The following is a 21,214-nucleotide window of genomic DNA, read 5'->3' as shown; positions in this document are numbered from 1 at the left end:
AGTTCAGCCCTATCCTGCTGAACTCTTTTTGCTGAGGAGGGAATAAGGATGAAAGTAATCCTATTATTCGACCAAATTCAGGCCGGTTATGGGGGCAAGGAACGCCCCAACACGCCACTGGGATTGGAAAAGGGCGGGATTGGCTCTTATCTCATGTTTAAGGACGTCTTCGCGGCTCACGACCTCAAGGTCCTGGCGACCGTCTACTGCGGGCCTGATTATTTTCAGGCTAATAAGGAAGAAGTCCTACACAAGATTGCCAATCTCATGAAGAAGGCGCAACCTGATGTCCTCTTGTGTGGCCCTTGCTTCAACTACGACACCTACGCCCAAATGGCGGCTGAAGTCGCGGCCTATATTCAAGACCAGACGCCGGTCCGCACCTATGTGGCCTGCTCCGCCGAAAATGAGGCCGTGGTCGACCGCTACAAGGACCAGGTTAAAATAATCCAGATGCCTAAGAAGGGCGGGGTAGGGCTGACAGATGCCCTGCACCATATTGCTGAAATTCTCAGTGGCCCAGCAGAGGCCGATTGGCCTCACTTCTTCCACTAGGAGGTGCCTTATGGATTGGACCGCCTTCTATGATTTGCCCGCCTTGTCGGGAGATGAATTCGATCTACATCAAGCCCTGTCACAAACCCTGACCGACCAAGGGCTCAGTCTCTATCGGGATCAACTGGGCTCCGTCTTGGGCCTCAAGCCCCGGGAGCAGGCGCCCTTTCGGGTCATGCTGACCACTAACCTGGATGAAAATGGCGGTCTGATTCAGGCCATTCGTCCGGATGGCCTCTTGGACTTCGTGGCCCTAGGCCGCTATCAGAAGACCGACTATGTCAACCAAGTGGTCCGCCTCTTAACCCGGGACCATGTGCCCCATCTGGGCTATGGGGTCCTGGTAGAGGGCCAGCCCTATTTAGCGCTAGGTGCGGCCTCAGCCCAGCAAGTGGCTGACTTGGGCATCCAGGTAGGGGACAGCTTTGTCTTAGACTTTTCCCGCCGACAAATAGGTGGGGGCGCCTGGCTAGGCCGTAACTTGGCCAATCGCTCCAGCCTAGAGCTGATACTGGATATGAGTCGCCAACTTCAAGATAAGATTACCTATGAGTTGGCTGTGGGTGGCATTAGCCAGTCCCTAGTGGGGACTCGGGGGGCCATTACCGCCACCAATCTTATTCAACCAGACTTGGCCCTAGTGCTAGATGCTAGCCCAGTACCTGATTCTGACTATGACCCTAAGTGTCTCTATTTGCGTTATTTTGATAAGACCCTCTTACCTAACACGGCCTTGCTGGAAGCCATTCGCCAAGTGGCCCAGGGTCTGGGTTACCAAGTCAAGGGCCAGGTTCAAGAGGCCGGGACCGATGGGGCCTTTATCCATAAGACAGGCGTAGGGGCACCGACCTTGGTTATTGCCTTGCCGCTCCTCCAGTCGTCAGGCCTCTACCAGTGTCTGGATCCAGCTAGTTTCGAGCCCGTGAGAGACACCCTGGTGGCCTTCTTGAGCCAACTGACCCCAGAACAAGTCCGAGACTTTGGCTTTGGCAGTCGGGGAGGTGGCCCTTATGACCACTGAGGCTCAAGGCAAGGTAGACTGGCAAGTCCTGTCAGATTTATGTTGCTTACCTGGGGTGTCGGGCCATGAGGCAGGTATTCGGTCCTACTTGGATCGGCAGCTAACCATGTGCCAGCCAGGTACCGATCCCTTGGGGTCTGGCCTCTACGGCCTAGCAGGTCAGTCCCAGTCGCCCCTGTCCTTGCTCTTTTCCACCCACATGGATGAAATCGGTTGGGTGGTGCGGGCCATTGATGAGGCCGGCTATGTCTTCATTCAGGAAGTGGGGCGCTCCTGGTCCCATACCCTCTTGCAACAGGAGGCCCAAGTCTTCACCCAAGACGGTCGCGTCTATACGGGGATTCTGGCGGGGCCTCAGGTTCATAGTCTCAGCCCTGAGCAGCGCCAGCAAGTGGTGCCCATGGACCGGGTCTATCTGGATCTGGGGGTGGACAATCGCGACCAGGTTAAAGCTCTGGGTATTGAGGTGGGCGATTGGGTTTGCCCGGTGACCACTTTTCAGGCTCTAGCCAATCCTGACTATCTGGCTGCCAAGGCCTTCGATAATCGGGTCAGTGTGGCTTTGGGAGTCTGGACCATGCAGGCCCTGGCCCAGGGTTCTTGTCCTAACAAGGTGACCCTGGGGGCGACCGTTCAAGAAGAAGTGGGCTTGCGGGGGGCGCGGACCGTGGCCCAAGCCGTCAAGCCGCACATTGCCCTAGCAGTGGATACCTGCCTAGCAGGCGATACGCCAGCTGACCACAATCCCATTAAGCTAGGCAAAGGGGTCTCCCTAACCGTGGCCGACAATATGACCGTAACCCACCGGGGCCTCTTGCGTTACTTGGAAGGCATCTGCCAGCGGGAGGCTATTCCTTACCAACTGGGCTGCTTCCTAGACGGCGGGACGGATGCGGGTAATATCCATAAGTCCCAGACCGGGATTCTGGCGACGACCCTGTCCATTCCCATGCGCTATATGCATACCCACCGGGGTATCTTGCATCGGGCCGATGTCCTAGCGGCCTACCACCTCATGGTGGCCGTGGCGCGGGACTTGACGCCGGCTATCTACCAGCAGCTGCTGGACCAAAATTATCATTATCAAGTATAGAATCAATGACAGAAAGAAGGTGACAGCCATGTGGGGAATCATTGCGACCTGGCGGATGGCCCTAGAAGGAGTCCAGGCCACCCTGCCTAGCTTGGCAGGCGGTGGCTCTGCGGGTGACGCCATTGAGCAAGCCATCAAGGCCGTCGAAGACTTTCCTTATTATAAATCCGTCGGTTATGGCGGTCTGCCTAACCGCCAAGGCCAGGTAGAATTAGATGCCGCCTATATGGACGGCAGTCGCCTGGACTTTGGGGCCGTTTGCGGGATTCAGGATATTGCTAATCCCATTGGTGTGGCGCGCCGCCTTAGCCAGGAGCCGGTCAATAATGTCTTGGTCGCCCAAGGTGCCCGCCAATATGCCCTAGACCATGGCTTTGAAGCCAAAGGAATGCTGACAGACCGGGCTCAAATCCACTACCACAATCGCCAGGTGGAGCTAGCTCAAGAACAAGGCCTAGCTGCCTACGACGGCCATGACACGGTGGGCATGGTGGCCCTGGACGGCCATAATCACATGGTGGCAGGCACTTCGACTAGTGGCCTCTTCATGAAGCATCCCGGCCGGGTAGGAGACTCGCCTATTATTGGCTCGGGTCTCTATGTAGACTCCCAGATTGGAGGTGCCACCGCTACTGGCCTAGGGGAAGATTTGATGAAAGGGGTCCTGTCTTACGCCATCGTTCAGCTGATGGCTGCGGGCTACCATCCCCAAGAGGCCTGCGAAAAGGCCGTTTATGACTTAGACAGACGTCTCAAAGCCCAGCGCGACCAAGCTGGCGATTTGTCGGTAGTGGCCATGAACGCCAAGGGCCAGTGGGGAGCCGCAACTAATATTGATAACTTCTCCTTCGTGGTGGCCAGCAAGACCACGCCTTTGACCGTCTACCGACTTCATCCGCTGGCTTCTGGCCAGATGGAGTTGGAGCGGGCGAGTCAGGAATGGCTGGACGATTATGTGCGTCAACGCATGCGGCCCCTGGAGGTGAAGTAGGCATGATCCTCAAGCAAATCCAAGCACTATATGACTTGCTGGAAGACTTGCTGCCCCAATACTGGCAGGACCTAGCCCAACTGGTAGCCATTCCCAGTGTGCAGGGACCGGCGGAGCCAGACGCTCCCTATGGTCCTGGACCTAAGGCTGCCCTGGCCTGGGTGCTAGACCGGGCCAAAGCCATGGGCTTTGAGACGGTCAATTTAGACCATAAGGTTGGCTATGCCCAGTGGTCGCCTGACCCTAACCAGGCGACCTCAGGTGCTGGCTATTATGGGATTTTCGGGCACGTGGATGTGGTGCCGGCCGGTCAAGGCTGGCGGCAGGATCCCTGGACCCTAACCAAGAATCAAGCACAAGGTCGCTACGAGGGGCGTGGTGTCCTAGATAATAAGGGGCCCATTCTGGCTAATCTCTATGCCGTCTATACCCTCAAATGTCTGGGCTATCGTTTCCGCCATCCCATTCGAGTGGTCTTTGGGACCAATGAGGAGACAGGCTTTGGCTGCATCCGGCATTATCTGGCTCAGGAAGCTGCGCCCCTCTTCGGTTGGACACCCGATTGCAAATGGCCGGTTGTCTATGGCGAGCGAGGGCGTTTGCGGGTAGCTCTTAGCGTGGATTCGAATCAAGTGGCTAGCCTCTTTGACTTTGTCAACGCCTATCTGCTGACCGGCACCAAGGATGGTCGGGAATTGGGCATTGCCTATGAGGACCAGGACTTTGGTCGCATGATGCTAAGAGGCTACCAACTAGGCTTGACGCAGGGACGGACTTGGGTGGCTTGGTCCATGGCCTATCCGGGAGCCTGCAGTCAGGAAGACATTCTGGCCCAAATCAGGACGCATCTACCTGAGGGGGCCCAGCTAGAGGTCCTCAGCCATTGGGCGCCTGTCCTCAAGGACAAGCAGTCGCCTTATATTGAGGCTTTGCAGCAAGTCTACAATCAGGTGACCGGCCAAGCCCTTGAGTCCGTCACAACCACAGGGGGCACCTATGCCAAGTTTGTACCTAACATCGTGGCCTATGGGCCTTCTTTCCCGGGCCAACGGGACATCGCCCATTTGCCTCATGAATGGTTAGGCATTGAGGATTTAGAGACTGATTTAAAAATTTATAGCCAGGCCTTATTGGCCTTATGGCAGCTAGAACAAGAAGTGGAGGAGGCAAGTCCATGACCCTCATCGAGTTGTGTGCCGGCAGTGTTAGAGATTGTCTGATTGCCCAAGAAGCTGGCCTGGACCGGATTGAGCTCAACAGCGCCCTGGCCCTGGGAGGGCTGACGCCAACGGTGTCCTGTCTGGAATTAGCCAAGGCCAATGGCGTGACCCTGCCCATTATCTGTATGGTCCGCCCACGTGGCGGTGGCTTCGCCTATGATAAGCTGGAAATCAGGCAAATGCTAGCAGAAGGCCAAGCCTTGTTGAGAGCAGGTGCCCGTGGCCTGGCCTTTGGCTGTCTAACTGAGACGGGTCAGCTTAATTGGGATGCCAACCAAGCCCTGATTGAGCTCTGTCAGACCTATGGCGCCCAGTCGGTCTTCCACCGGGCCATTGATGTGGTGGCCCAGCCTGACCAAGCCATTGAAGGCTTAATTAAGCTAGGTTGCCAGCGGATTTTGACCAGTGGGGGAGCCAAGAGCATTGAGGAAGGTCGAGACCGACTGGCTCATTATCAAGCCCAATATGGCGCTGACATTGAATTTGTCATGGGGGCCGGCCTGAATTTGGCTAATGCGGCGGACTTGGTGGCCTATACGGGCATTCAACAAGTCCACGGCAGCTTCAAGACCTGGTACCAAGACCCTACGACCCAGCAAGGCCCCGTTTCATTTGCTTACGATCCTCGTGGAGACTATGAAGGGGCCGACCCGGACCTAGCCCTCGCGCTAGGCCAAGCACTAGGAAAGAAGGAGTAATATGGTAAGACGTGTATTAGAATGCCTGCCCAGTGACTATGCTGGCTACAGCGCAGAAGAACTCAAGCAAGCCATCTGGGCAGCTGAAGGCCGGACCGTTTGTTGTGAAATGGTGGCACCTGTGCCTGCCTATATCAGCAACTTGACCAATGCGGAAATCGCGAAGGCCTTCGGGGCAGACCTCATGCTCTTAAATGGGCTAGATGTCCTTAATCCGGTCATTTGTGGCTTGGATCAAGGGACAGAAGATCCCATTCGCCGCCTCAAAGCCCTATCAGGGCGCCCTATTGGGGCCAACCTAGAGCCAGTCGATGCCGACGCCATTATGGTGGAGGCACGAAATGTTCTGCCTAAAGGCCGGACCTGCTCGATTGAGACCCTAGAAGCGGCCGACCGCCTAGGCTTAGACTTCATTTGCTTAACAGGTAACCCTGGGACAGGGGTAACTAATAAGGAGATTGCCCACTATGTCAAGGTGGCCAAGCAACATTTCTCTGGTCTGGTCATTGCCGGCAAGATGCATGGGGCAGGGTCCAAGGAGCCAGTGGCCAGCATTGAAACTGCCAAGGACTTCATCGAGGCCGGGACGGATATTCTCCTAGTGCCTGCGGTAGGGACGGTGCCGGGCTTTACCGATGATGAGCTGGTGGCTATCGTCAAATACGCCCACGCTCACGATGTCCTAGTCCTATCCGCCATCGGGACCAGCCAGGAATCTAGCAGCCCGCGGGTGGTGGAAGACATTGCCATTCGCAATAAGGTGGCTGGCGTGGATATTCAGCATATTGGCGACGCAGGCTTTGGTGGCCTGGCCAATGTGGAAAATATCTTCGCCTTATCAGTAGCCATCAGGGGCATGCGGCATACGGTGAGTCGTGTAGCCGGCTCCGCCATTCGTTAATGAAGCAAAATTAGACAAAGAAAGCCAGGTAGTTGAGCTACCTGGCTTGTTTTAGTGTGGGTTGACCACTGATTGGATAATGGTAAGGACGACTTGGCTGGCCTTTTCCATGCTTTCTAAGCTGACAAATTCATACTGGCCATGAAGGTTTTCAGCACCCGTGAAGAGGTTGGGCGTCGGGATGCCCTTATAGGTGATGATGCAGCCGTCGGTCCCGCCCCGGAAAGGCTTGATAATAGGCTCAATGCCACAGGCCTTGTAGGCGGCAATGGCCACCTCAACCGGTGTCATGTCTTGCTTGAGGATATCGTACATATTGTAGTACTCGTCATAAATTTGGCATTGGATGCGGGGCCGGTCGTAGCCTGCATTCTGCTGGGCCACAATCTGATGGAAGAAGTCCTTGCGAGCTTGGAAGTGTTCCTTGTCATGGTCGCGAATAATGTAGGTGGCCTGAACTTGGCCAATGTCGCCACTTTGGCTGGACAGCATATAGTAGCCCTCGTGGCCCTCGGTCAATTCTGGCACCTGGTCTTGGGGCAGGCGGGCGAAGAGTTTGGCGGCCTCGGCCAGGGCATTGACCATGAGGCCCTTGGCAGTCCCGGGATGGACGCTGGTCCCGTCGATGGTCAGCATGACCCGGGCGGCGTTGAAGGTCTCGTATTCCAACTTGCCCACTTGGCCACTATCCAGCGTATAGGCAAAGTCTGCCGGGAAGTCTTGGGCTTGGAAGCGATGGGCGCCCTTGCCGATTTCTTCATCAGGTCCGAAGGCCAGCCAAATATCGCCGTGAGGCAGGTCAGGATGGGCTAATAGATGGATGACAGCTTCCAAAATGCTGACCAGCCCCGCCTTGTCGTCGGCCCCCAGCAGGGTGGTACCATCCGTGGTAATCAGGGTCTGTCCCACATAGTGTTTCAAGTTAGGAAATTCGGACACCCGCATGACAATGTCCAGGTCAGGATTCAAGACAATATCCTGACCGTCATAGTCCGAATGAACCTGGGGCTGGATATGGTCAGCATTGAAGTCAGCCGTATCCACATGGGCAATAAAGCCAATGGCTGGCGCTTTTTGATGGGCCGGCAGGTTGCTTGGCAAGAGGGCGGTGACAAAGGCATCCACTGGATTGAAGCGGACTTGGCTGAGCCCCAGGTCCCTGAGTTCGGCCTCCAACATGCGGAGGAAGTCCAGTTGACCGGGTGTAGTCGGCACGGCATCGGAGTGCAGGTCGGATCGGGTGTTGATTTTAGCATAGCGGATAAAGCGTTGGAGCATGGATTCCATAGCGGATCCTTCTTTCTCTTAATCAGTTAAGTCTAGTATAGCACTATGACGGGCCAGACCCAAGTTAGACCTTGTTGGCAAGGACGGGGATTTGTGATAGACTGGGGGGCAGTAAGGCGTGGTGCAGAGGAGAAAGTCGCATGCAGATTAGACAGACAAAGAATGGGGATTTGCCGGCTTTGATGGTCTTATACGCCCAAGCCCGGGCATTTATGCGGGCCAAGGGCAATCCCAATCAGTGGCCAGACGGCTATCCGCCTCTAAGTCTCCTAGAAGCCGATATTGCTCAAGGCCATTCCTATGTCCTAGAGGACGAAACTGGCCAGCTAGTGGGGACCTTCGCCCTGATTGGTGGCCAAGATCCGACCTATGGCCAGATTGATGGTCTGGGCTGGCGCAGCCAAAGTCCCTATGTGACCATTCACCGCCTGGCTTCCAATGGCAAGGCCCGCGGCGTGGCGCGGGCAGCTTTCGACTTCGCTAAGTCCGTCTGCCCCCACATCCGGATTGACACCCACGCCCAAAACCTTCCCATGCAGCAAGCCATCCTGGCCTACGGCTTCCAGGAGCGAGGCACTATCTATCTCCAAGACGGCTCGCCCCGGCAGGCCTATGACTATCTAAGTGAATAAATGTGTGAGGGCTGGCACTGGGGTGCCGGCTCTTTTTTGCTCGGGTCAGTTCATTGGTCCCGGCTTCTTTTTTGTTGTATAATAGCAAGGTTACGAAAGGAGAATGTGTCATGTCACTCATTCGCAAATTAGGCTGGTTCTTCAAGTTGGAAGCCCGCCGCTATATCATTGGGATTCTGGCCTTATCCTTGGTCAACGTCTTCAACCTGATTCCGCCTCGTATTATTGGGCAGGTTATTGATGCCATTGTTGGTGGCAAGCTGACCCCTAGCGATCTGGCCATCAATCTGACCTGGCTAGTGGGGGCCGCCCTCATTATGTATGCCCTCCGCTATGTCTGGCGGCTCTTTATTTTAGGGACAGCCAATAGCCTGGGCCGGATTCTGCGGACTCGTTTATTTGAACACTTTACCCGTATGGCGCCGTCCTTCTATACCCGCTATCGGACCGGGGACCTGATGGCCCATGCCACCAACGATGTCCAAACCCTGGTCATGATGGCAGGGGGTGGGGTCATGATGGCCGTGGATGCCACGTTTACTGCCTTCGTTACTCTGGCTACCATGTTCTGGATTCTGGATTGGCGCCTGACCCTAGTGGCGATTTTGCCTCTGCCAGTACTGGCCTGGGGGACTAGTCGCCTGGGACGCATCAACCATGAAGGTTTTAAGCAGGCCCAAGAGGCCTTCTCTGAGCTTAACAACTCGGTTCAGGAATCAGTCTCTGGTATTAAGGTGACCAAGTCCTTTGGCTATGGGGCCCAGGAGACAGCTAAATTCCAGGCCACTAACCAGATGGTCTGGGCTAAGAACCTGCGAGCTGCCAAGTACAATGAGCTCTTCCAACCCATGGTCTTGATATTCGTGGGGGCTTCCTATCTGATTAGCCTGCTCTACGGGGGCTATCTGATTAGTCAGGGCCAGTTCACCGTCGGGGAAATGGTTACCTTCATGACTTATCTGGACATGTTAGTCTGGCCCCTGCAAGCCATCGGCTGGCTCTTCAACATTATGCAAAGGGGCTCGGTCTCCCTGGATCGGATTGACAAATTGCTGCATGAGGAAAGCCCAGTCCGTGAGACGGAGCATCCTCTGCCTAGTATTCAAAATGGGCGCTTGGACTATGACATTGAGTCCTTTGCCTATCAAGATTTGACCACCTTAGAGGATGTCCACTTTGGCTTGGAAGCCGGTCAAACCCTGGGCATTGTCGGGGTGACCGGATCTGGTAAGACCAGTCTCTTGCGCCTACTCTTGCGGGAGCAGGATGTCAATGTGGGTAGCATTCGACTAGATGGCCATGACATCCGCGACTACCGCCTCAGCGACTTGCGGAGCTTGATGGGCTATGTACCTCAAGACCAGCTGCTCTTCGCCATGAGTATTCGGGATAATGTCCGCTTCGGCCAGGCTGACTTGGATGATGCGGCCATTGTCAGAGCCACGCAACTCTGTGGTGTCTACCAGGATATCCAGGCCATGCCTGAAGGGCTAGATACCCTGATAGGGGAGCGGGGGGTCTCCCTGTCCGGTGGTCAGAAGCAACGTCTGGCCATGAGCCGGGCCCTGATTTTGGATCCAGACATTCTGATTCTGGACGATTCGCTGTCTGCCGTGGATGCCAAGACTGAGCATTTGATTTTAGAAAATCTTAAGTCGGAACGTCAAGGCAAGACCACCATTATTACGGCCCACCGTCTGTCAGCCGTCGTCCATGCCGACCTGATTCTAGTTATGGAAGAGGGCCGTATTAAGGAGCGGGGCAATCACCAAGAATTGCTGGCGCAAAATGGCTGGTATGCGACCACCTACCGTAGTCAACAACTGGCTCAGAGTTTGGAAGGAGGGGACTTAGATGCCTAATCGTGCTAAAACTTTTAGACGCCTCATGGCCTATATGTGGCGTTACAAGGGGACTGCCCTGATGGCTCTGGTCTTCATCTTCCTAACGTCGGCCGTGACGACTGCCATTCCACTCCTGGCCCGGTATTATATCGACCACTTTATTGGGGGTGGCTTGGTGGCCCAAGGAGGCTTAATCCTCCTGGCCTACTATAGCCTCTTCCTGGTGCGGGTGGCCTTTACCTTCTTAGGTAACTACACCTTCGCCCGCGTAGCCCAAAGCGTGGTTCGCGACTTGCGCCAAGAGTCCTTCGACAAGCTACAAAGCCTGTCCATGTCTTACTTCGACCAGACGCCAGCAGGGGCCATCGTGTCCCGCCTGACCAATGACACTCAGGCAGTGGCCGATATGTTCAGCGCCATCTTCTCTAGCTTCCTCACTTCCTTGGTCATTGTGGCCGTCACCATTGGGACCATGCTTAGTCTCAATGTGCCCCTGACCCTGCTTATGCTGGTCTTTATTCCCATTATGTTTGGATCGATTGCCCTCTACAACAGTAAGTCGCGCGATTTGATTGCCATGACCCGGGCTAAGCTGAGCGACCTGAACGTTAAGCTGTCGGAAAGCATTGAGGGCATGCGAATTGTCCAGGCCTTTGGCCAGGAAGGGCGTCTCTTGGCGGAATTTGAAGCCATTAATGCAGACCATGTGGCCTATTCCAATAAATCCCTCAATGTCAACAGCCTCTTCCTGCGGCCGGCCATGTCCTTGCTTAAGCTCTTGGCCTATGCCGTTATCCTGGCCTATTTCGGGGTCACCTGGCAGGTAGCCGGTGTGACCGCAGGGCTTATGTATGCCTTTATTCAATACTCCAACCAGCTCTTCAACCCGCTGATTGAAGTCACCCAGAACTTTTCCATTCTGCAGACTTCCATGATTGCAGCCGACCGGGTCTTTGCCTTGATTGACCAAGAGGACTATGAACCAGCCCAAAGCGGTCAGGTCACGGAAATCGGGGCGGGCAGCATTGAATTCAAGGATGTCAGCTTCTCCTATGATGGCAAGCGGGATGTCCTCAAGCATATTAGTTTCAAGGTGGAAGCCGGCCAGACGGTGGCCTTTGTGGGGGCGACCGGATCTGGTAAGTCTTCGATTATGAATCTCTTCTTGCGCTTCTATGAATTTGATCGCGGCCAGATTCTGATTGATGGCCAGGATATTAAGTCCTATTCGGCTGAGCCCTTGCGGTCGGCTGTGGGCTTGGTCTTGCAGGATCCTTTCCTCTTCCATGGGACCATTGCCTCCAATATCCGCATGTATCAAGAGGACTTGACGGATGAAGCCATGCGAGAGGCGGCGCGCTTTGTCGATGCGGCTGACTTTATCGAGAGTCTGCCAGCGGGCTACGACAGTCCGGTGACGGAGCGGGGGGCGACCTTGTCGAGTGGCCAGCGCCAGTTGCTGGCCTTTGCCCGGACCATGGCCACCCAGCCTAAGATTTTGATTCTGGATGAGGCCACGGCCAATATTGACTCGGAGACCGAGGAAGTCATTCAAGCCTCGCTAGCCAAGATGCGAAAGGGACGGACAACCTTGGCTATTGCCCACCGTCTGTCGACCATTCAGGATGCGGACTGCATCTATGTCCTGGACCAAGGGCAGATTGTCGAGTCGGGCAACCACCAGGAGCTACTAGCTCAAGGTGGGCTCTACTACCGCATGTATCAGCTCCAGGCGGGCATGATGAACTAAATAAGACGAGCTTGAGGCTGGGACTGGTGTCCTAGCCTCATTTTTGTGTGGTAAAAGCATGACTAAGGCGCGACACTCTAGCCAAAAGTCAGGTCCGTGAGGTGGGACCGGCTGCAGCCTCCCTGCGGGAGTCTTCCGCCTTGCCTAGCTATGGAAGCTCTAGGTCGCTGGCGCTCCCAGAGCTTATCATGCGCTCGGCATCCTGAGGCACCACACGGACCCGATTTTGACCGTGTCGCGTCTTAGTCACTGGCTTGAGAGCTTAAACAAGTACCTATTAAAAGTAAAGAATAGGGCCTGCCTTTTTTGAAGTCCAAGACAGGCTTTGTTATAATGAGAAAGTAAGCGAAAGGGGGCGACCGTATGACCATTACAGCACAGGATATTTTGGCGCAAAGGCTCTATCATCAGGCCTTGCTTGAGTCTAAGTTGACGGGGACAGAGGTCTTGGCCAAGAGTCTGGGGATTCAGTCTCAGTATGTGACCCATGGCATCTATAATTACTTCAACCGTCTGGCTGATCCTAAGGCGGATAGCTATGTGGACTTGACAGAGCAAGGCATCTTGGCTTGGGGCCAGCGGGGGACCTACCACTTCTATGATCGTCCGACTTGGGAGGCCTTGTCACTACTTCTGTCGGAGACGGTCTCCTGGCCCTGGAGTCATTTGGCTGAGCAAGGGGTAGAGGTGGCGGCCCAATTAGAGCGCCTGGCCGGCTATCTGGCTGACGGTCCTCTGACGCGTGATGCCCTTAAGGATCGCTATGGTCAGGAAGAGTGGCGCCAACTCTTCCGTTGGGGTGGGCTCTTCTTGGCGGCTTCGCGTCAGGGCCAGCTCTATCAGACCCTGAGTCAGGGCGACCGACAAGTTCATTGGCAGCCAGCGCCAGAAGGGCAGGACTTGCACCTCCTTAAGCATCAGCTGCTGGCGACTTATTTCTCTTTCTATGGTCCGGCGACTCTGGCGGATGCAGCCCACTTCTTCGGGGTGCCCCAGGCCTTCTTCAATCAGGTGGACCTATCTGACTGGTCAAGTTGTCGCTATGGCAAGCAGACCTTCTACTATGAAAGCTGGCAGGATGCGGCCAAGTTACCGACTGTCTTGGTCCTGGGTAAATTCGATGCCCTCTTAGTTTCCTACAAGTCCAAAGACATCTTGGTAGAAAAGGACCGCCACCACACTATTTGGCAGAAAGCAGGCCAAATTCCAGCCCTGATTCTGATTCGGGGCCAGGTCAAGGGCGAGTGGCAGCTACGTCAGCAAGGCGACCAAGTCAGCTTCCAAGTAACTAGTCCCCAGCCTTTGGCAAAGGCTCACCAGGCCACTATTCGCGCTCGCTTCAAGGCCTTTGCCCGCTGGTGGGGCAAGAAGGTCAAGGCCATTGACTTTGTGGTGCAAGCCTAATACTGATTGAGAGGCGAATGATGATGAAACTTTTAATGGTTAATCTGCCTTTTTCGGGGCATACTAATCCAACGCTAGAGCTTGCTCGGCAATTGGTCAAGGCTGGCCATAGGGTTGGGTATATACATGCAGAAGAATGGCGCCATAAAATTCTAGCGACAGGCGCAGATTTTATCCCCTATGACCCGGTGACAACAAAAGGAAAATGGTTGGGTTCTGAGGTTCAAGCCTGGAATCAGGCCTATCAAACTCTAATCAGAGTGGGGGTTGATTATGATGCGTTGATTTATGAAATGCTTTTTCTGCAAGGTAAGCAAGCTGCTGACCAACTAGGGATTCCTGCCTTCCGTCTCTTTTCTACCTTCGCTTTGAATGAAGCGGTACTCAGTGATTTTGCTCATTCAGGTGGTTGGTACATGACCAAAGCCTTCCAGTTTCCTTGGCTTTGCCGTTTTATCGGTCGTAGATTGCAGAAGAAGCAAATGATTAGCCGAGGGGATATTGTAGCCGAGCTCTGTCATAATCAGCCCAAGTATAATTTCGTTTATACGCCAAGAGAATTTCAGCTCTATTCCGATCAATTCGCGCCGGAACTGTTTGACTTTGTTGGCGCGTCGATTCCTCAAGCAAGCAAACAGGATGATTTCACCTTGCCTGATATTAAGGGCAAGCTAATTTATGTGTCACTTGGGACCTTGCTTAACACTAGCCGGGCGGGCAGACGCTTCTTCAAACTCTGCGTCGAGACCTTTGCCAATCAAAATGTCACCCTCATCCTATCGATTGGTCAGGGGCAGAATCTCGCTCAATATGGTTCCTTGCCTGATAATATTCATATCTATGAGCGAGTTCCACAACTAGAAGTCCTGCAGAAGGCTGACTTATTCATTACACATGGCGGCATGAATAGCGTTAATGAGGCCATTTATTTTGGAGTTCCCATGATAGTACTGCCGATTGGTAATGACCAACCTACTGTGGCCAAACAGGTGCAGGCTTGTGGCCTAGGGCAGGAACTCGCCATTCGATCTATTGACTCGTCTCATTTACAAGAAGCGGTGGAGGAAGTGCTCAGCAATCCACACTACGCTGACCAAGCCAGATACTTTGCTGACTTATCAGTCCAAGCGGGTGGCAACCAAGCCATTGTTGCCAAAATTGAAGCTTTGATGTCTGAGCGGCAAGCCTAGACCCTGTTTTCTGCCAGTCAATCTGCTATAATATAGAAGTACAAAGAATTTACACAACGAAGGAAGATAGAATGAAACTGATCTCATGGAACATCGATTCACTCAATGCGGCCCTAACTAGCGACTCGGCTCGGGCCCAACTCTCCAAGGCCGTCCTAGACCAGCTAGCACAAGCAGGGGCAGACATTATTGCCATTCAAGAAACCAAATTATCGCCAACAGGTCCAACCAAGAAGCATGAAGAAATCTTGGCAGAATACTTCCCGGGTTATGCCCACACTTGGCGGTCCTCTCAGGAGCCAGCCCGCAAGGGATATGCTGGGACTCTCTTCCTCTATCGGGATAGCTTGAAGCCTAAGGTGACCTTCCCTGAAATCGGGGCGCCGTCGACCATGGACTTAGAAGGCCGGATTATTACCCTAGAATTTGACGACTGCTATGTGACCCAGGTTTACACGCCTAATGCGGGGGATGGCCTCAAACGTCTGGCTGAACGTCAGGTCTGGGATGCTAAATACGCCGACTACCTGGTCAGCCTGGATGCTAAGAAGCCAGTCTTGGCGACCGGGGACTTCAACGTTGCCCACCAGGAAATCGACCTGGCCAACCCAGGAGCTAACCGCCAATCTGCGGGCTTTACTGATGAAGAACGAGCGGGCTTTACTCATTTGCTCAGTCGGGGCTTTACCGATAGCTTCCGCCACCTACATGGGGACGTGCCGCATCAATATACCTGGTGGGCGCAGCGTAGCCGGACCAGCAAGATTAACAATACAGGCTGGCGCATTGACTACTGGTTGGTATCTGATCGCATTGCAGATAAGGTAACCAAGTCCGAGATGCTGGATTCAGGGGCGCGCCAAGACCATACACCGATTTTGTTAGAAATTAACTTATAAGAGGAGGCAGACCTATGACACACTATCCTGTGGAAATCACAGAGCTCATGCCGGAAGATTTCTATGAGAGAGTCTTCACTCACGGCTATGAGACCCACTTCAATCAGCCTAAGCCTGAGGGCTTGGACCAGTCCTTCATCTGGCAGATGAAAGACGGGGAGCGCTTGGTAGCTGCCATGAATGGCAAGATTCGTTATCAGGCCATGAAAATCGAGAACTTGGCTATCGACCCGGACTATCAAGGGCAGCGCCTGGGCAGCCAGTTTATAGACTATGCCAAGAGCTATGCCCGTCAAATAGGGGTGACCAGCATCCTCCTAACTACGCGGACCTATCAGGCCAAAGACTTCTATCTCAAACATGGCTTTGAGGTCTATGGCTTCTTGGAAGATGTCCCAATGCCAGGGGTCGGGGTCTACTATATGATTTATCGACTTAAATAAGCAAGCTAAGGTCGGGAAGGGATTCCCGGCCTTTTTACTAGCTCTACTATCTATAATCAGTATCATTAAATAATACAATCTTGACGATAAATATTATTGACATTCTAAATTAGAGAAGCTATAATAAGAGTGTAAAGTAAATTGATTATAAATAAGAGGTGAGATCATGAAGTGTTTAAGATACAACAAACGAATTATTGAGACCGTGCTCTGCCTAGGCTTTATCCTATTGGGACTAGTCTTTTTAGAAAGTCAACCTGTCTGGGGACAGGCAAGTTTTATTCTGGCTTTCTTGATTGGAGGCTATGAGCCAGCCCTGGAAGGTTGGAAGGAGTTAGTGGAGGAGCATCACCTTAATGTCGATGTCCTCATGGTCCTGGCTGCCTTGGGTGCAGGCATTATTGGTTACTGGTTAGAAGGGGCCTTGCTGATTTTCATCTTTGCCCTGTCTGGGACTTTGGAAGAATTAGCTATGAAGAAGAGCCAGGATGCCATTACAGCCCTCATGGCCCTACGGCCAGATAAGGCTTGGCGCATTCTATCCGACGGTCAGTTGGAAGAAGTAGAAACCGGCGAGCTCATGATTGGCGACCGTCTGCGGGTCAAAAAAGGCCAGGCAGTGCCAATCGATGGCAAGTTAATCAGCGACTGGGCTAGTTTAGATGAAGCCATGGTGACGGGTGAGCCGATTCCAGCAGATAAGACATCGGGCGACCTAGTATTAGGCGGGACCCTCAATGTGGGCGCGGAATTGGACATGGTAGTCACCGTAGCCCAAGAGGATACCCTCTTCGCTAAAATCGTAGCCCTAGTCAAACAAGCCCAAGGCCAAAAGAGCCGGGTGTCTAGCCTGATTGAAAACTTAGAAGATGGCTATGTGAAGGCAGTGCTCTTCCTGGTTCCGACCTTTATCGTGGCGGTCCACTTCTTGCTGGGCTGGTCCTGGTTGGATAGCTTCTACCGTGGCATGATTCTCTTGACCGTGGCTTCTCCTTGTGCCTTGGTGGCTAGCTCCACACCGGCTGTCCTAGCGGCCATTAGTCGGGCTGCGCGTATGGGTGTTATGGTCAAAGGCGGTCAAATTATGGACCAGATTGGCGATGTCAACCTGGTGGTGATGGATAAGACCGGGACCTTGACCCAAGGTCAACCCCAAGTAGAAGAAGCCTGGTTTGCAGAAGAGGCGACTGACTTGAATGCCTTGGTGGCAACGGCTGAAGCAACCTCTACCCATCCTGTGGCGCAAGCCATCTTGAACTATGTGGGCGACTATCAAGCGGTGAATTTGGATCAGCTTGAGGACGTGACCGGGCGTGGTTTTACTTGTGCCTATCAAGGGCATGACTGGCGGATTGGTAAGGCTGATTTCGTCTTAGAAGTAGTGGGGCAAGTACCTGCTGACTTAGAACAAGTCCTAGCCAAGCAAGAAGCAGCCGGCAAGACCCTGGTCTTGGTGTCTCGTGACCAAGAATTAGTGGCTTGGTATGCGCTCTTTGACCGGGTTAAGGCAGAGAGTAAGGCCACAGTGGAGTTACTGCATCAATTAGGAGTCCAAGTGGTCATGATGACTGGGGACCACCAGGCAGCGGCCCAAACCATTGCTAATGACTTGGGCATTGACCAAGTGCAGGCTAACTGTCTGCCGGATGACAAGGCCCGTTTGGTGGCCGACTACAAGGCCCAAGGCTATTGTGTGGCCATGGTGGGGGACGGCATCAATGATGCGCCTGCCTTGGCTCAGGCTGATGTTAGCTTTGCCATTGGTTCAGGGACTGACATTGCCATGGAAACAGCGGACTGCGTCATTATGGATGACTTGACTCGGGTGCCTCAGGCCATCCGCCTCTCTCGTCGCATGAAGACCATTATTATGCAAAATATTATCTTTGCCTTGGCCGTGATAGTCTGCCTGATTGCAGCCAACGTCTTCCAAGTGGTCAGTCTACCGCTGGGTGTGGTGGGCCACGAAGGTTCTACGATTTTAGTTATTCTCAACGGCTTACGTCTCTTAGGTTTTCGGCATAACCCATCAGACCTTAAGTCAGTCCAAGCGGCACAAGTAGCCCAATAGGTAAGAGGCTGCGCCACTTGGAGGTGCTTTTCAGATGACTGGCTCACGCTGCGTGTGGGGCAGTCGTTTTTTTGTAAGCTTTTCCTTAGGCTCAGAATGTGCTATAGTAAGGGAAAGCAAGAAGGAGGGCGTCACATGAGATTATGGCATCAAGCCTTGATTGACAAGTTGCCAAGACAACAGCTGCTAGGACAGCATCGGGAGTGTGCGGCCTTGCGGGGCAAGGGTTGGGGCAAGCCCCACAGTGTGGTTAACTATGTCTTTGAACATTCGCCCTACAAGCTTTACGCCTACCACCGCCTGATTATGGAGGAAATGGTCCGCCGGGGCTATCGGCCGGACGACCAGTGGTGGGAGCCCAACTATCGTGGCAAAGTTATGCCAGCTTACCAAGCTAGCCAAATCCAATCTCAGCCACTGGGCTCTCCTATTTATGCGGAGCATGACGCGGCTTATCTGGCTGAGTGCTTAGCTAACTTGCGAGCCAAGGGCATTGAATTAGAACCGAAAGACTAGAAGGGAGATATAAATCATGATTAAAGGATGGAAGAAACTAGGGCTCTTAAGCCTGACTGCGACTATTTTGTTGGGGGTTGGCGCGCCGGGTGTGCAGGCTCAAGACGAGCTGATAAACCGGGTCATTAAGACTAGCCTCCAAAGCAAAAGCGTCCACACTAAGATCAAAGTTTCCATGACCCACAGTGATCTTGAAGAGAATCATACACAGACCGTGCTAAAAAGCGAGGTAGATGCAAGCCTTGACTTAGATAAAATGACGGGCAAGGCTGAAGTGGATCAGTTTGCCGGGATAAACAAAATCAAGTTAGCCTTAGTAGATGGCTACTTGTATGGTAAGGCGGACGGTAAGGATTTGGATCCAATTGACCTCCAGTCTCAAGTGCCAAGTTGGAAGTCAGACTTGGAGAATTTGCGTCAGGTGGAGACTTGGAATAGTCCTCAATACAAGGGGGAGCTAGCGAAGTATTTCAAGAGTGTCCAAGAAGATCAGGGTTACCTCTTGCAATTATCAGAAGCTATTGATGGCAAGCAGCTCTATCGTGACTATCAGCAGTTATGGGACCAGGTCAAGCAAGAGGCCTTGCACCAAGTGCTGCTGGAGACTAGTAACCCTACCATCTATGGCGATTTTGCGAGCTTTATTGACTATGTCTTAAATGAAGAGGCCTTTGGTGCTTTCATGGCTCGTAAGCCAAAGATTCTGGTGCAGACCGACAAGGATTTCCGTGTAACCCATGTTACGATTGATTTTCAGTTTAGTATTGACCAGGGGATGGAACTATTCTCTGGCTTAACAGGAATCTTCCATGTCAAGTTGGAAGCGGACTTGGATCAATATGACCAAGCGGTGTCAGTAGAAAAGCCTTAGGGTAGTTGAGGAGGAAAGTGGATGAAATGGTTTAAAAAAATAAGCCTTCTGGCCATGGCTGGCGGCCTTTTGGCTGGGGCTGGTGGGGTGGCGCCAGCAAGCGTTAGTGCGCAAGCTCCGTCCGTGGACCAATTACTGAATGAGACGGTCAAGAAGATGGTCAACACCCAGACGGTACATACTAAGGGTGAGTGGAAGATAAGCAATACGCTCCCAAGCCAGGAGGAAGATATCCTCATAGGAGGCCATTTTGAAGCAAATGTAGATTTGGACCAAGCGTCCGGATTTGGCTCCTTTGATATTGGTAGCTTCTTGGGCGGCTACCACTTAATTGCCTCTGTCAAAGACGGGCAGCTTCATGGCAAGGAGAACCATGCAGAAGAGGTCAGAAGTCTAGATATCAAGACTGAAGTTCAGGAATTTCAAGACTCACTTAAGCAATTACGTAGCTTGGATCAATTCTATACGCCTGAAGAAATCGCCTTTTACTCAGAGATTTACGAGATTAAGGAGCTAGAGAATGGCTACGAGTTGCGTCTGAGAGAGGATGTAGACGGGAAGAAGGTTTACCGCGACCACGAAGCTGTGTGGAATCTATTAAGTGCAGCTGCGGTTTATGGGGCTTATCAATCGGACCACCCAACCGACGCTAAAGAGATTAGCACGGAACTGATCCGCTACATCTTTAACGAGGATGCTTTCGCGGCTTTCTTTGCCAGCAAGCCTAAGTTTAATTACCAAGTAGATAAGGACTTCCGACTTCAGAGCCTTGAAGTGGATATGGTCTTTACTGTTGAAGAGGGCAAAACACGTCACTTGAACTATTTAGCAGGCACCTACCGTATTCAAGGTAAAATCACCTTTGACCAATACAACGAACCGGTTCAAAGTCCAAGACCTTAAGCCATCTAGCCCCCTGCATGAATCTGTAAGAATTTTTCATATTGAAAATAATCAAAAATGTGGAAATATAAGTGATTTCTAGAAGATGCTTGGAGCGTTATTAAATATAATTATTTCAAAATGGGCCAAAAGTAGGGCAAAGAACCATACAGATTCTATACTGTATGGTTCTTCTTTTTTATCTAACCAAGAAAGGTTAAAACCCATTAAAATAAATCCCAGTCAGGTGTTGAATATTTTCTAGTCTGGGTCATGTAAAAATGAACAAAAATGAATTTCTATGATTAAGGCTAAGAGGATTATTTGCTAGAACAGCAGCCTGAAAGAGTCCAATTCTGATATAGAAGAAGCATGTCACGCATTACGCTGTTGCTCGTAGTGTCAATAAAATAAATAGACAATTTGGAAGTTTCAGTCTGGTTCGCAAAAAGAAAAGGAGTTTTCACTCCTTTTCACACGTTATATTTCGCTTTGCTTTTCTTTCTTTTGCAATCATATAGGTGCCAAGAATGACGAGTACGCCGAAAATGATACTTCCCAAAGTGATGTTCATAAAAGCAATTTTTTGAGGACTATCGGCTGTTCCGTACTCTTTCATCATCATACCAGACAACGGTATGATGGAATCCTTCTTTGGTATTCTTAAGTCTGAGATGTTTTATGGTTATGAGAAAACATTTAAATCACTTAACCAATTGGAACAAGCTATTGTTGACTACAATGAGTACTACAACAACAAACGAATTAAGGTAAAACTAAAAAGGGCTTAGTCCTGTGCAATACAGAACTAAATCCTTCACTTAAATTATTTGTCTAACTTTTTGGGGTCAGTACAAACAGTGCTTTTTTTGTTGAAATCGCAAAAAATCCAAGCTTTCTTTTTGCAGATAACATTCGCTCTTTTATTTTCGGTATGATTGAGTCG

General features: G+C 52.2%; 20 protein-coding genes and 1 pseudogene. 19 read left to right on the top strand and 2 right to left on the bottom strand.

Annotated elements, in window-relative coordinates:
- Positions 1 to 48 precede the first annotated feature (48 nt).
- From Q0339_RS00990 to Q0339_RS00960, 7 genes are read left to right on the top strand one after another with little or no spacing between them, the layout of a single operon-like run.
- A complete protein-coding gene (locus Q0339_RS00990) occupies positions 49 to 555 on the top strand; it encodes a GrdB-related putative oxidoreductase (protein WP_023391656.1) in 507 nt (168 codons plus the stop codon).
- Positions 556 to 565: 10 nt separating this feature from the next.
- A complete protein-coding gene (locus tag Q0339_RS00985; protein ID WP_298076906.1) occupies positions 566 to 1,576 on the top strand; it encodes a hypothetical protein in 1,011 nt (336 codons plus the stop codon).
- A complete protein-coding gene (locus Q0339_RS00980) occupies positions 1,566 to 2,669 on the top strand; it encodes a M42 family peptidase (RefSeq protein ID WP_298076905.1) in 1,104 nt (367 codons plus the stop codon). The genes Q0339_RS00985 and Q0339_RS00980 overlap by 11 nt, the downstream gene beginning before the upstream one ends.
- Positions 2,670 to 2,697: 28 nt before the next feature.
- On the top strand, positions 2,698 to 3,660 hold the full coding sequence (locus Q0339_RS00975; protein WP_298076904.1) for a N(4)-(beta-N-acetylglucosaminyl)-L-asparaginase: 963 nt from the start codon (positions 2,698 to 2,700) through the stop codon (positions 3,658 to 3,660).
- Entirely contained in the window at positions 3,609 to 4,838 is a 1,230-nt protein-coding gene (locus tag Q0339_RS00970; protein ID WP_298076903.1) for a M20/M25/M40 family metallo-hydrolase, read from the top strand. Before Q0339_RS00975 ends, Q0339_RS00970 begins: the two co-directional genes overlap by 52 nt.
- A complete protein-coding gene (locus Q0339_RS00965; RefSeq protein WP_298076902.1) occupies positions 4,835 to 5,578 on the top strand; it encodes a copper homeostasis protein CutC in 744 nt (247 codons plus the stop codon). The genes Q0339_RS00970 and Q0339_RS00965 overlap by 4 nt, the downstream gene beginning before the upstream one ends.
- 1 nt (position 5,579) lies before the next feature.
- Positions 5,580 to 6,479, top strand: coding sequence for a haloacid dehalogenase-like hydrolase (locus tag Q0339_RS00960; RefSeq protein ID WP_298076901.1), 900 nt, complete (start codon positions 5,580 to 5,582; stop codon positions 6,477 to 6,479).
- A 51-nt stretch (positions 6,480 to 6,530) separates the two neighbouring features.
- On the opposite strand, the gene pepT is transcribed toward Q0339_RS00960, so the two are convergent.
- Complete coding sequence (pepT, locus tag Q0339_RS00955; RefSeq protein WP_298076900.1) at positions 6,531 to 7,766, bottom strand: peptidase T; 1,236 nt, start codon at positions 7,764 to 7,766, stop codon at positions 6,531 to 6,533.
- Positions 7,767 to 7,906: 140 nt separating this feature from the next.
- Here pepT and Q0339_RS00950 point away from each other — a divergent pair, with 140 nt between their 5' ends.
- From Q0339_RS00950 to Q0339_RS00900, 11 genes are all read left to right on the top strand, one after another.
- Positions 7,907 to 8,398: an N-acetyltransferase gene (locus Q0339_RS00950; RefSeq protein ID WP_298076899.1), complete on the top strand. Its 492-nt coding sequence runs from the start codon at positions 7,907 to 7,909 to the stop codon at positions 8,396 to 8,398.
- 110 nt (positions 8,399 to 8,508) lie between these two features.
- Positions 8,509 to 10,260 carry an ABC transporter transmembrane domain-containing protein gene (locus tag Q0339_RS00945; RefSeq protein ID WP_298076897.1) on the top strand — a complete coding sequence of 584 codons (1,752 nt, stop codon included), beginning with the start codon at positions 8,509 to 8,511 and terminating at the stop codon, positions 10,258 to 10,260.
- On the top strand, positions 10,253 to 11,992 hold the full coding sequence (locus tag Q0339_RS00940) for an ABC transporter ATP-binding protein (protein WP_298076896.1): 1,740 nt from the start codon (positions 10,253 to 10,255) through the stop codon (positions 11,990 to 11,992). Before Q0339_RS00945 ends, Q0339_RS00940 begins: the two co-directional genes overlap by 8 nt.
- 363 nt (positions 11,993 to 12,355) lie before the next feature.
- Complete coding sequence (locus tag Q0339_RS00935) at positions 12,356 to 13,396, top strand: crosslink repair DNA glycosylase YcaQ family protein (RefSeq protein WP_298076895.1); 1,041 nt, start codon at positions 12,356 to 12,358, stop codon at positions 13,394 to 13,396.
- 17 nt (positions 13,397 to 13,413) lie between these two features.
- Positions 13,414 to 14,586 carry a nucleotide disphospho-sugar-binding domain-containing protein gene (locus Q0339_RS00930; RefSeq protein WP_298076894.1) on the top strand — a complete coding sequence of 391 codons (1,173 nt, stop codon included), beginning with the start codon at positions 13,414 to 13,416 and terminating at the stop codon, positions 14,584 to 14,586.
- Positions 14,587 to 14,657: 71 nt separating this feature from the next.
- Positions 14,658 to 15,485 (top strand): exodeoxyribonuclease III, encoded by an 828-nt coding sequence (locus Q0339_RS00925; protein ID WP_298076893.1) that lies wholly within the window; start codon positions 14,658 to 14,660, stop codon positions 15,483 to 15,485.
- A gap of 14 nt (positions 15,486 to 15,499) precedes the next feature.
- The gene (locus tag Q0339_RS00920; protein WP_298076892.1) at positions 15,500 to 15,928 is read left to right on the top strand and encodes a GNAT family N-acetyltransferase; all 429 of its coding nucleotides are present in this window, start codon (positions 15,500 to 15,502) and stop codon (positions 15,926 to 15,928) included.
- A gap of 166 nt (positions 15,929 to 16,094) precedes the next feature.
- Complete coding sequence (locus tag Q0339_RS00915; RefSeq protein WP_298076891.1) at positions 16,095 to 17,999, top strand: heavy metal translocating P-type ATPase; 1,905 nt, start codon at positions 16,095 to 16,097, stop codon at positions 17,997 to 17,999.
- A 135-nt stretch (positions 18,000 to 18,134) separates the two neighbouring features.
- On the top strand, positions 18,135 to 18,515 hold the full coding sequence (locus Q0339_RS00910; RefSeq protein WP_298076890.1) for a TIGR02328 family protein: 381 nt from the start codon (positions 18,135 to 18,137) through the stop codon (positions 18,513 to 18,515).
- Between the two features lie 16 nt (positions 18,516 to 18,531).
- Complete coding sequence (locus Q0339_RS00905) at positions 18,532 to 19,386, top strand: hypothetical protein (RefSeq protein WP_298076888.1); 855 nt, start codon at positions 18,532 to 18,534, stop codon at positions 19,384 to 19,386.
- A 21-nt stretch (positions 19,387 to 19,407) separates the two neighbouring features.
- Complete coding sequence (locus Q0339_RS00900; RefSeq protein WP_298076886.1) at positions 19,408 to 20,289, top strand: hypothetical protein; 882 nt, start codon at positions 19,408 to 19,410, stop codon at positions 20,287 to 20,289.
- A 442-nt stretch (positions 20,290 to 20,731) separates the two neighbouring features.
- On the opposite strand, the gene Q0339_RS00895 is transcribed toward Q0339_RS00900, so the two are convergent.
- Positions 20,732 to 20,893, bottom strand: a complete 162-nt coding sequence (locus Q0339_RS00895) for a hypothetical protein (protein ID WP_180363273.1) — start codon at positions 20,891 to 20,893, stop codon at positions 20,732 to 20,734.
- A 1-nt stretch (position 20,894) separates the two neighbouring features.
- Here Q0339_RS00895 and Q0339_RS00890 point away from each other — a divergent pair.
- A pseudogene (locus Q0339_RS00890) lies at positions 20,895 to 21,093 on the top strand (IS3 family transposase); the annotation flags it as partial.
- Positions 21,094 to 21,214: the final 121 nt, after the last annotated feature.

Source organism: uncultured Abiotrophia sp., assembly GCF_938010525.1.
GTDB lineage: Bacteria > Bacillota > Bacilli > Lactobacillales > Aerococcaceae > Abiotrophia.
This window is presented reverse-complemented; position numbering and strand designations above follow the sequence as displayed.

Coding starts and splice junctions, on each gene's coding strand:
- Q0339_RS00990 (WP_023391656.1), top strand. CDS start 49: ATGAAAGTAATCCTATTATTCGACCAAATTCAGGCCGGTTATGGGGGC.
- Q0339_RS00985 (WP_298076906.1), top strand. CDS start 566: ATGGATTGGACCGCCTTCTATGATTTGCCCGCCTTGTCGGGAGATGAA.
- Q0339_RS00980 (WP_298076905.1), top strand. CDS start 1,566: ATGACCACTGAGGCTCAAGGCAAGGTAGACTGGCAAGTCCTGTCAGAT.
- Q0339_RS00975 (WP_298076904.1), top strand. CDS start 2,698: ATGTGGGGAATCATTGCGACCTGGCGGATGGCCCTAGAAGGAGTCCAG.
- Q0339_RS00970 (WP_298076903.1), top strand. CDS start 3,609: ATGGCTGGACGATTATGTGCGTCAACGCATGCGGCCCCTGGAGGTGAA.
- Q0339_RS00965 (WP_298076902.1), top strand. CDS start 4,835: ATGACCCTCATCGAGTTGTGTGCCGGCAGTGTTAGAGATTGTCTGATT.
- Q0339_RS00960 (WP_298076901.1), top strand. CDS start 5,580: ATGGTAAGACGTGTATTAGAATGCCTGCCCAGTGACTATGCTGGCTAC.
- pepT (WP_298076900.1), bottom strand. CDS start 7,766: ATGGAATCCATGCTCCAACGCTTTATCCGCTATGCTAAAATCAACACC.
- Q0339_RS00950 (WP_298076899.1), top strand. CDS start 7,907: ATGCAGATTAGACAGACAAAGAATGGGGATTTGCCGGCTTTGATGGTC.
- Q0339_RS00945 (WP_298076897.1), top strand. CDS start 8,509: ATGTCACTCATTCGCAAATTAGGCTGGTTCTTCAAGTTGGAAGCCCGC.
- Q0339_RS00940 (WP_298076896.1), top strand. CDS start 10,253: ATGCCTAATCGTGCTAAAACTTTTAGACGCCTCATGGCCTATATGTGG.
- Q0339_RS00935 (WP_298076895.1), top strand. CDS start 12,356: ATGACCATTACAGCACAGGATATTTTGGCGCAAAGGCTCTATCATCAG.
- Q0339_RS00930 (WP_298076894.1), top strand. CDS start 13,414: ATGATGATGAAACTTTTAATGGTTAATCTGCCTTTTTCGGGGCATACT.
- Q0339_RS00925 (WP_298076893.1), top strand. CDS start 14,658: ATGAAACTGATCTCATGGAACATCGATTCACTCAATGCGGCCCTAACT.
- Q0339_RS00920 (WP_298076892.1), top strand. CDS start 15,500: ATGACACACTATCCTGTGGAAATCACAGAGCTCATGCCGGAAGATTTC.
- Q0339_RS00915 (WP_298076891.1), top strand. CDS start 16,095: ATGAAGTGTTTAAGATACAACAAACGAATTATTGAGACCGTGCTCTGC.
- Q0339_RS00910 (WP_298076890.1), top strand. CDS start 18,135: ATGAGATTATGGCATCAAGCCTTGATTGACAAGTTGCCAAGACAACAG.
- Q0339_RS00905 (WP_298076888.1), top strand. CDS start 18,532: ATGATTAAAGGATGGAAGAAACTAGGGCTCTTAAGCCTGACTGCGACT.
- Q0339_RS00900 (WP_298076886.1), top strand. CDS start 19,408: ATGAAATGGTTTAAAAAAATAAGCCTTCTGGCCATGGCTGGCGGCCTT.
- Q0339_RS00895 (WP_180363273.1), bottom strand. CDS start 20,893: ATGATGATGAAAGAGTACGGAACAGCCGATAGTCCTCAAAAAATTGCT.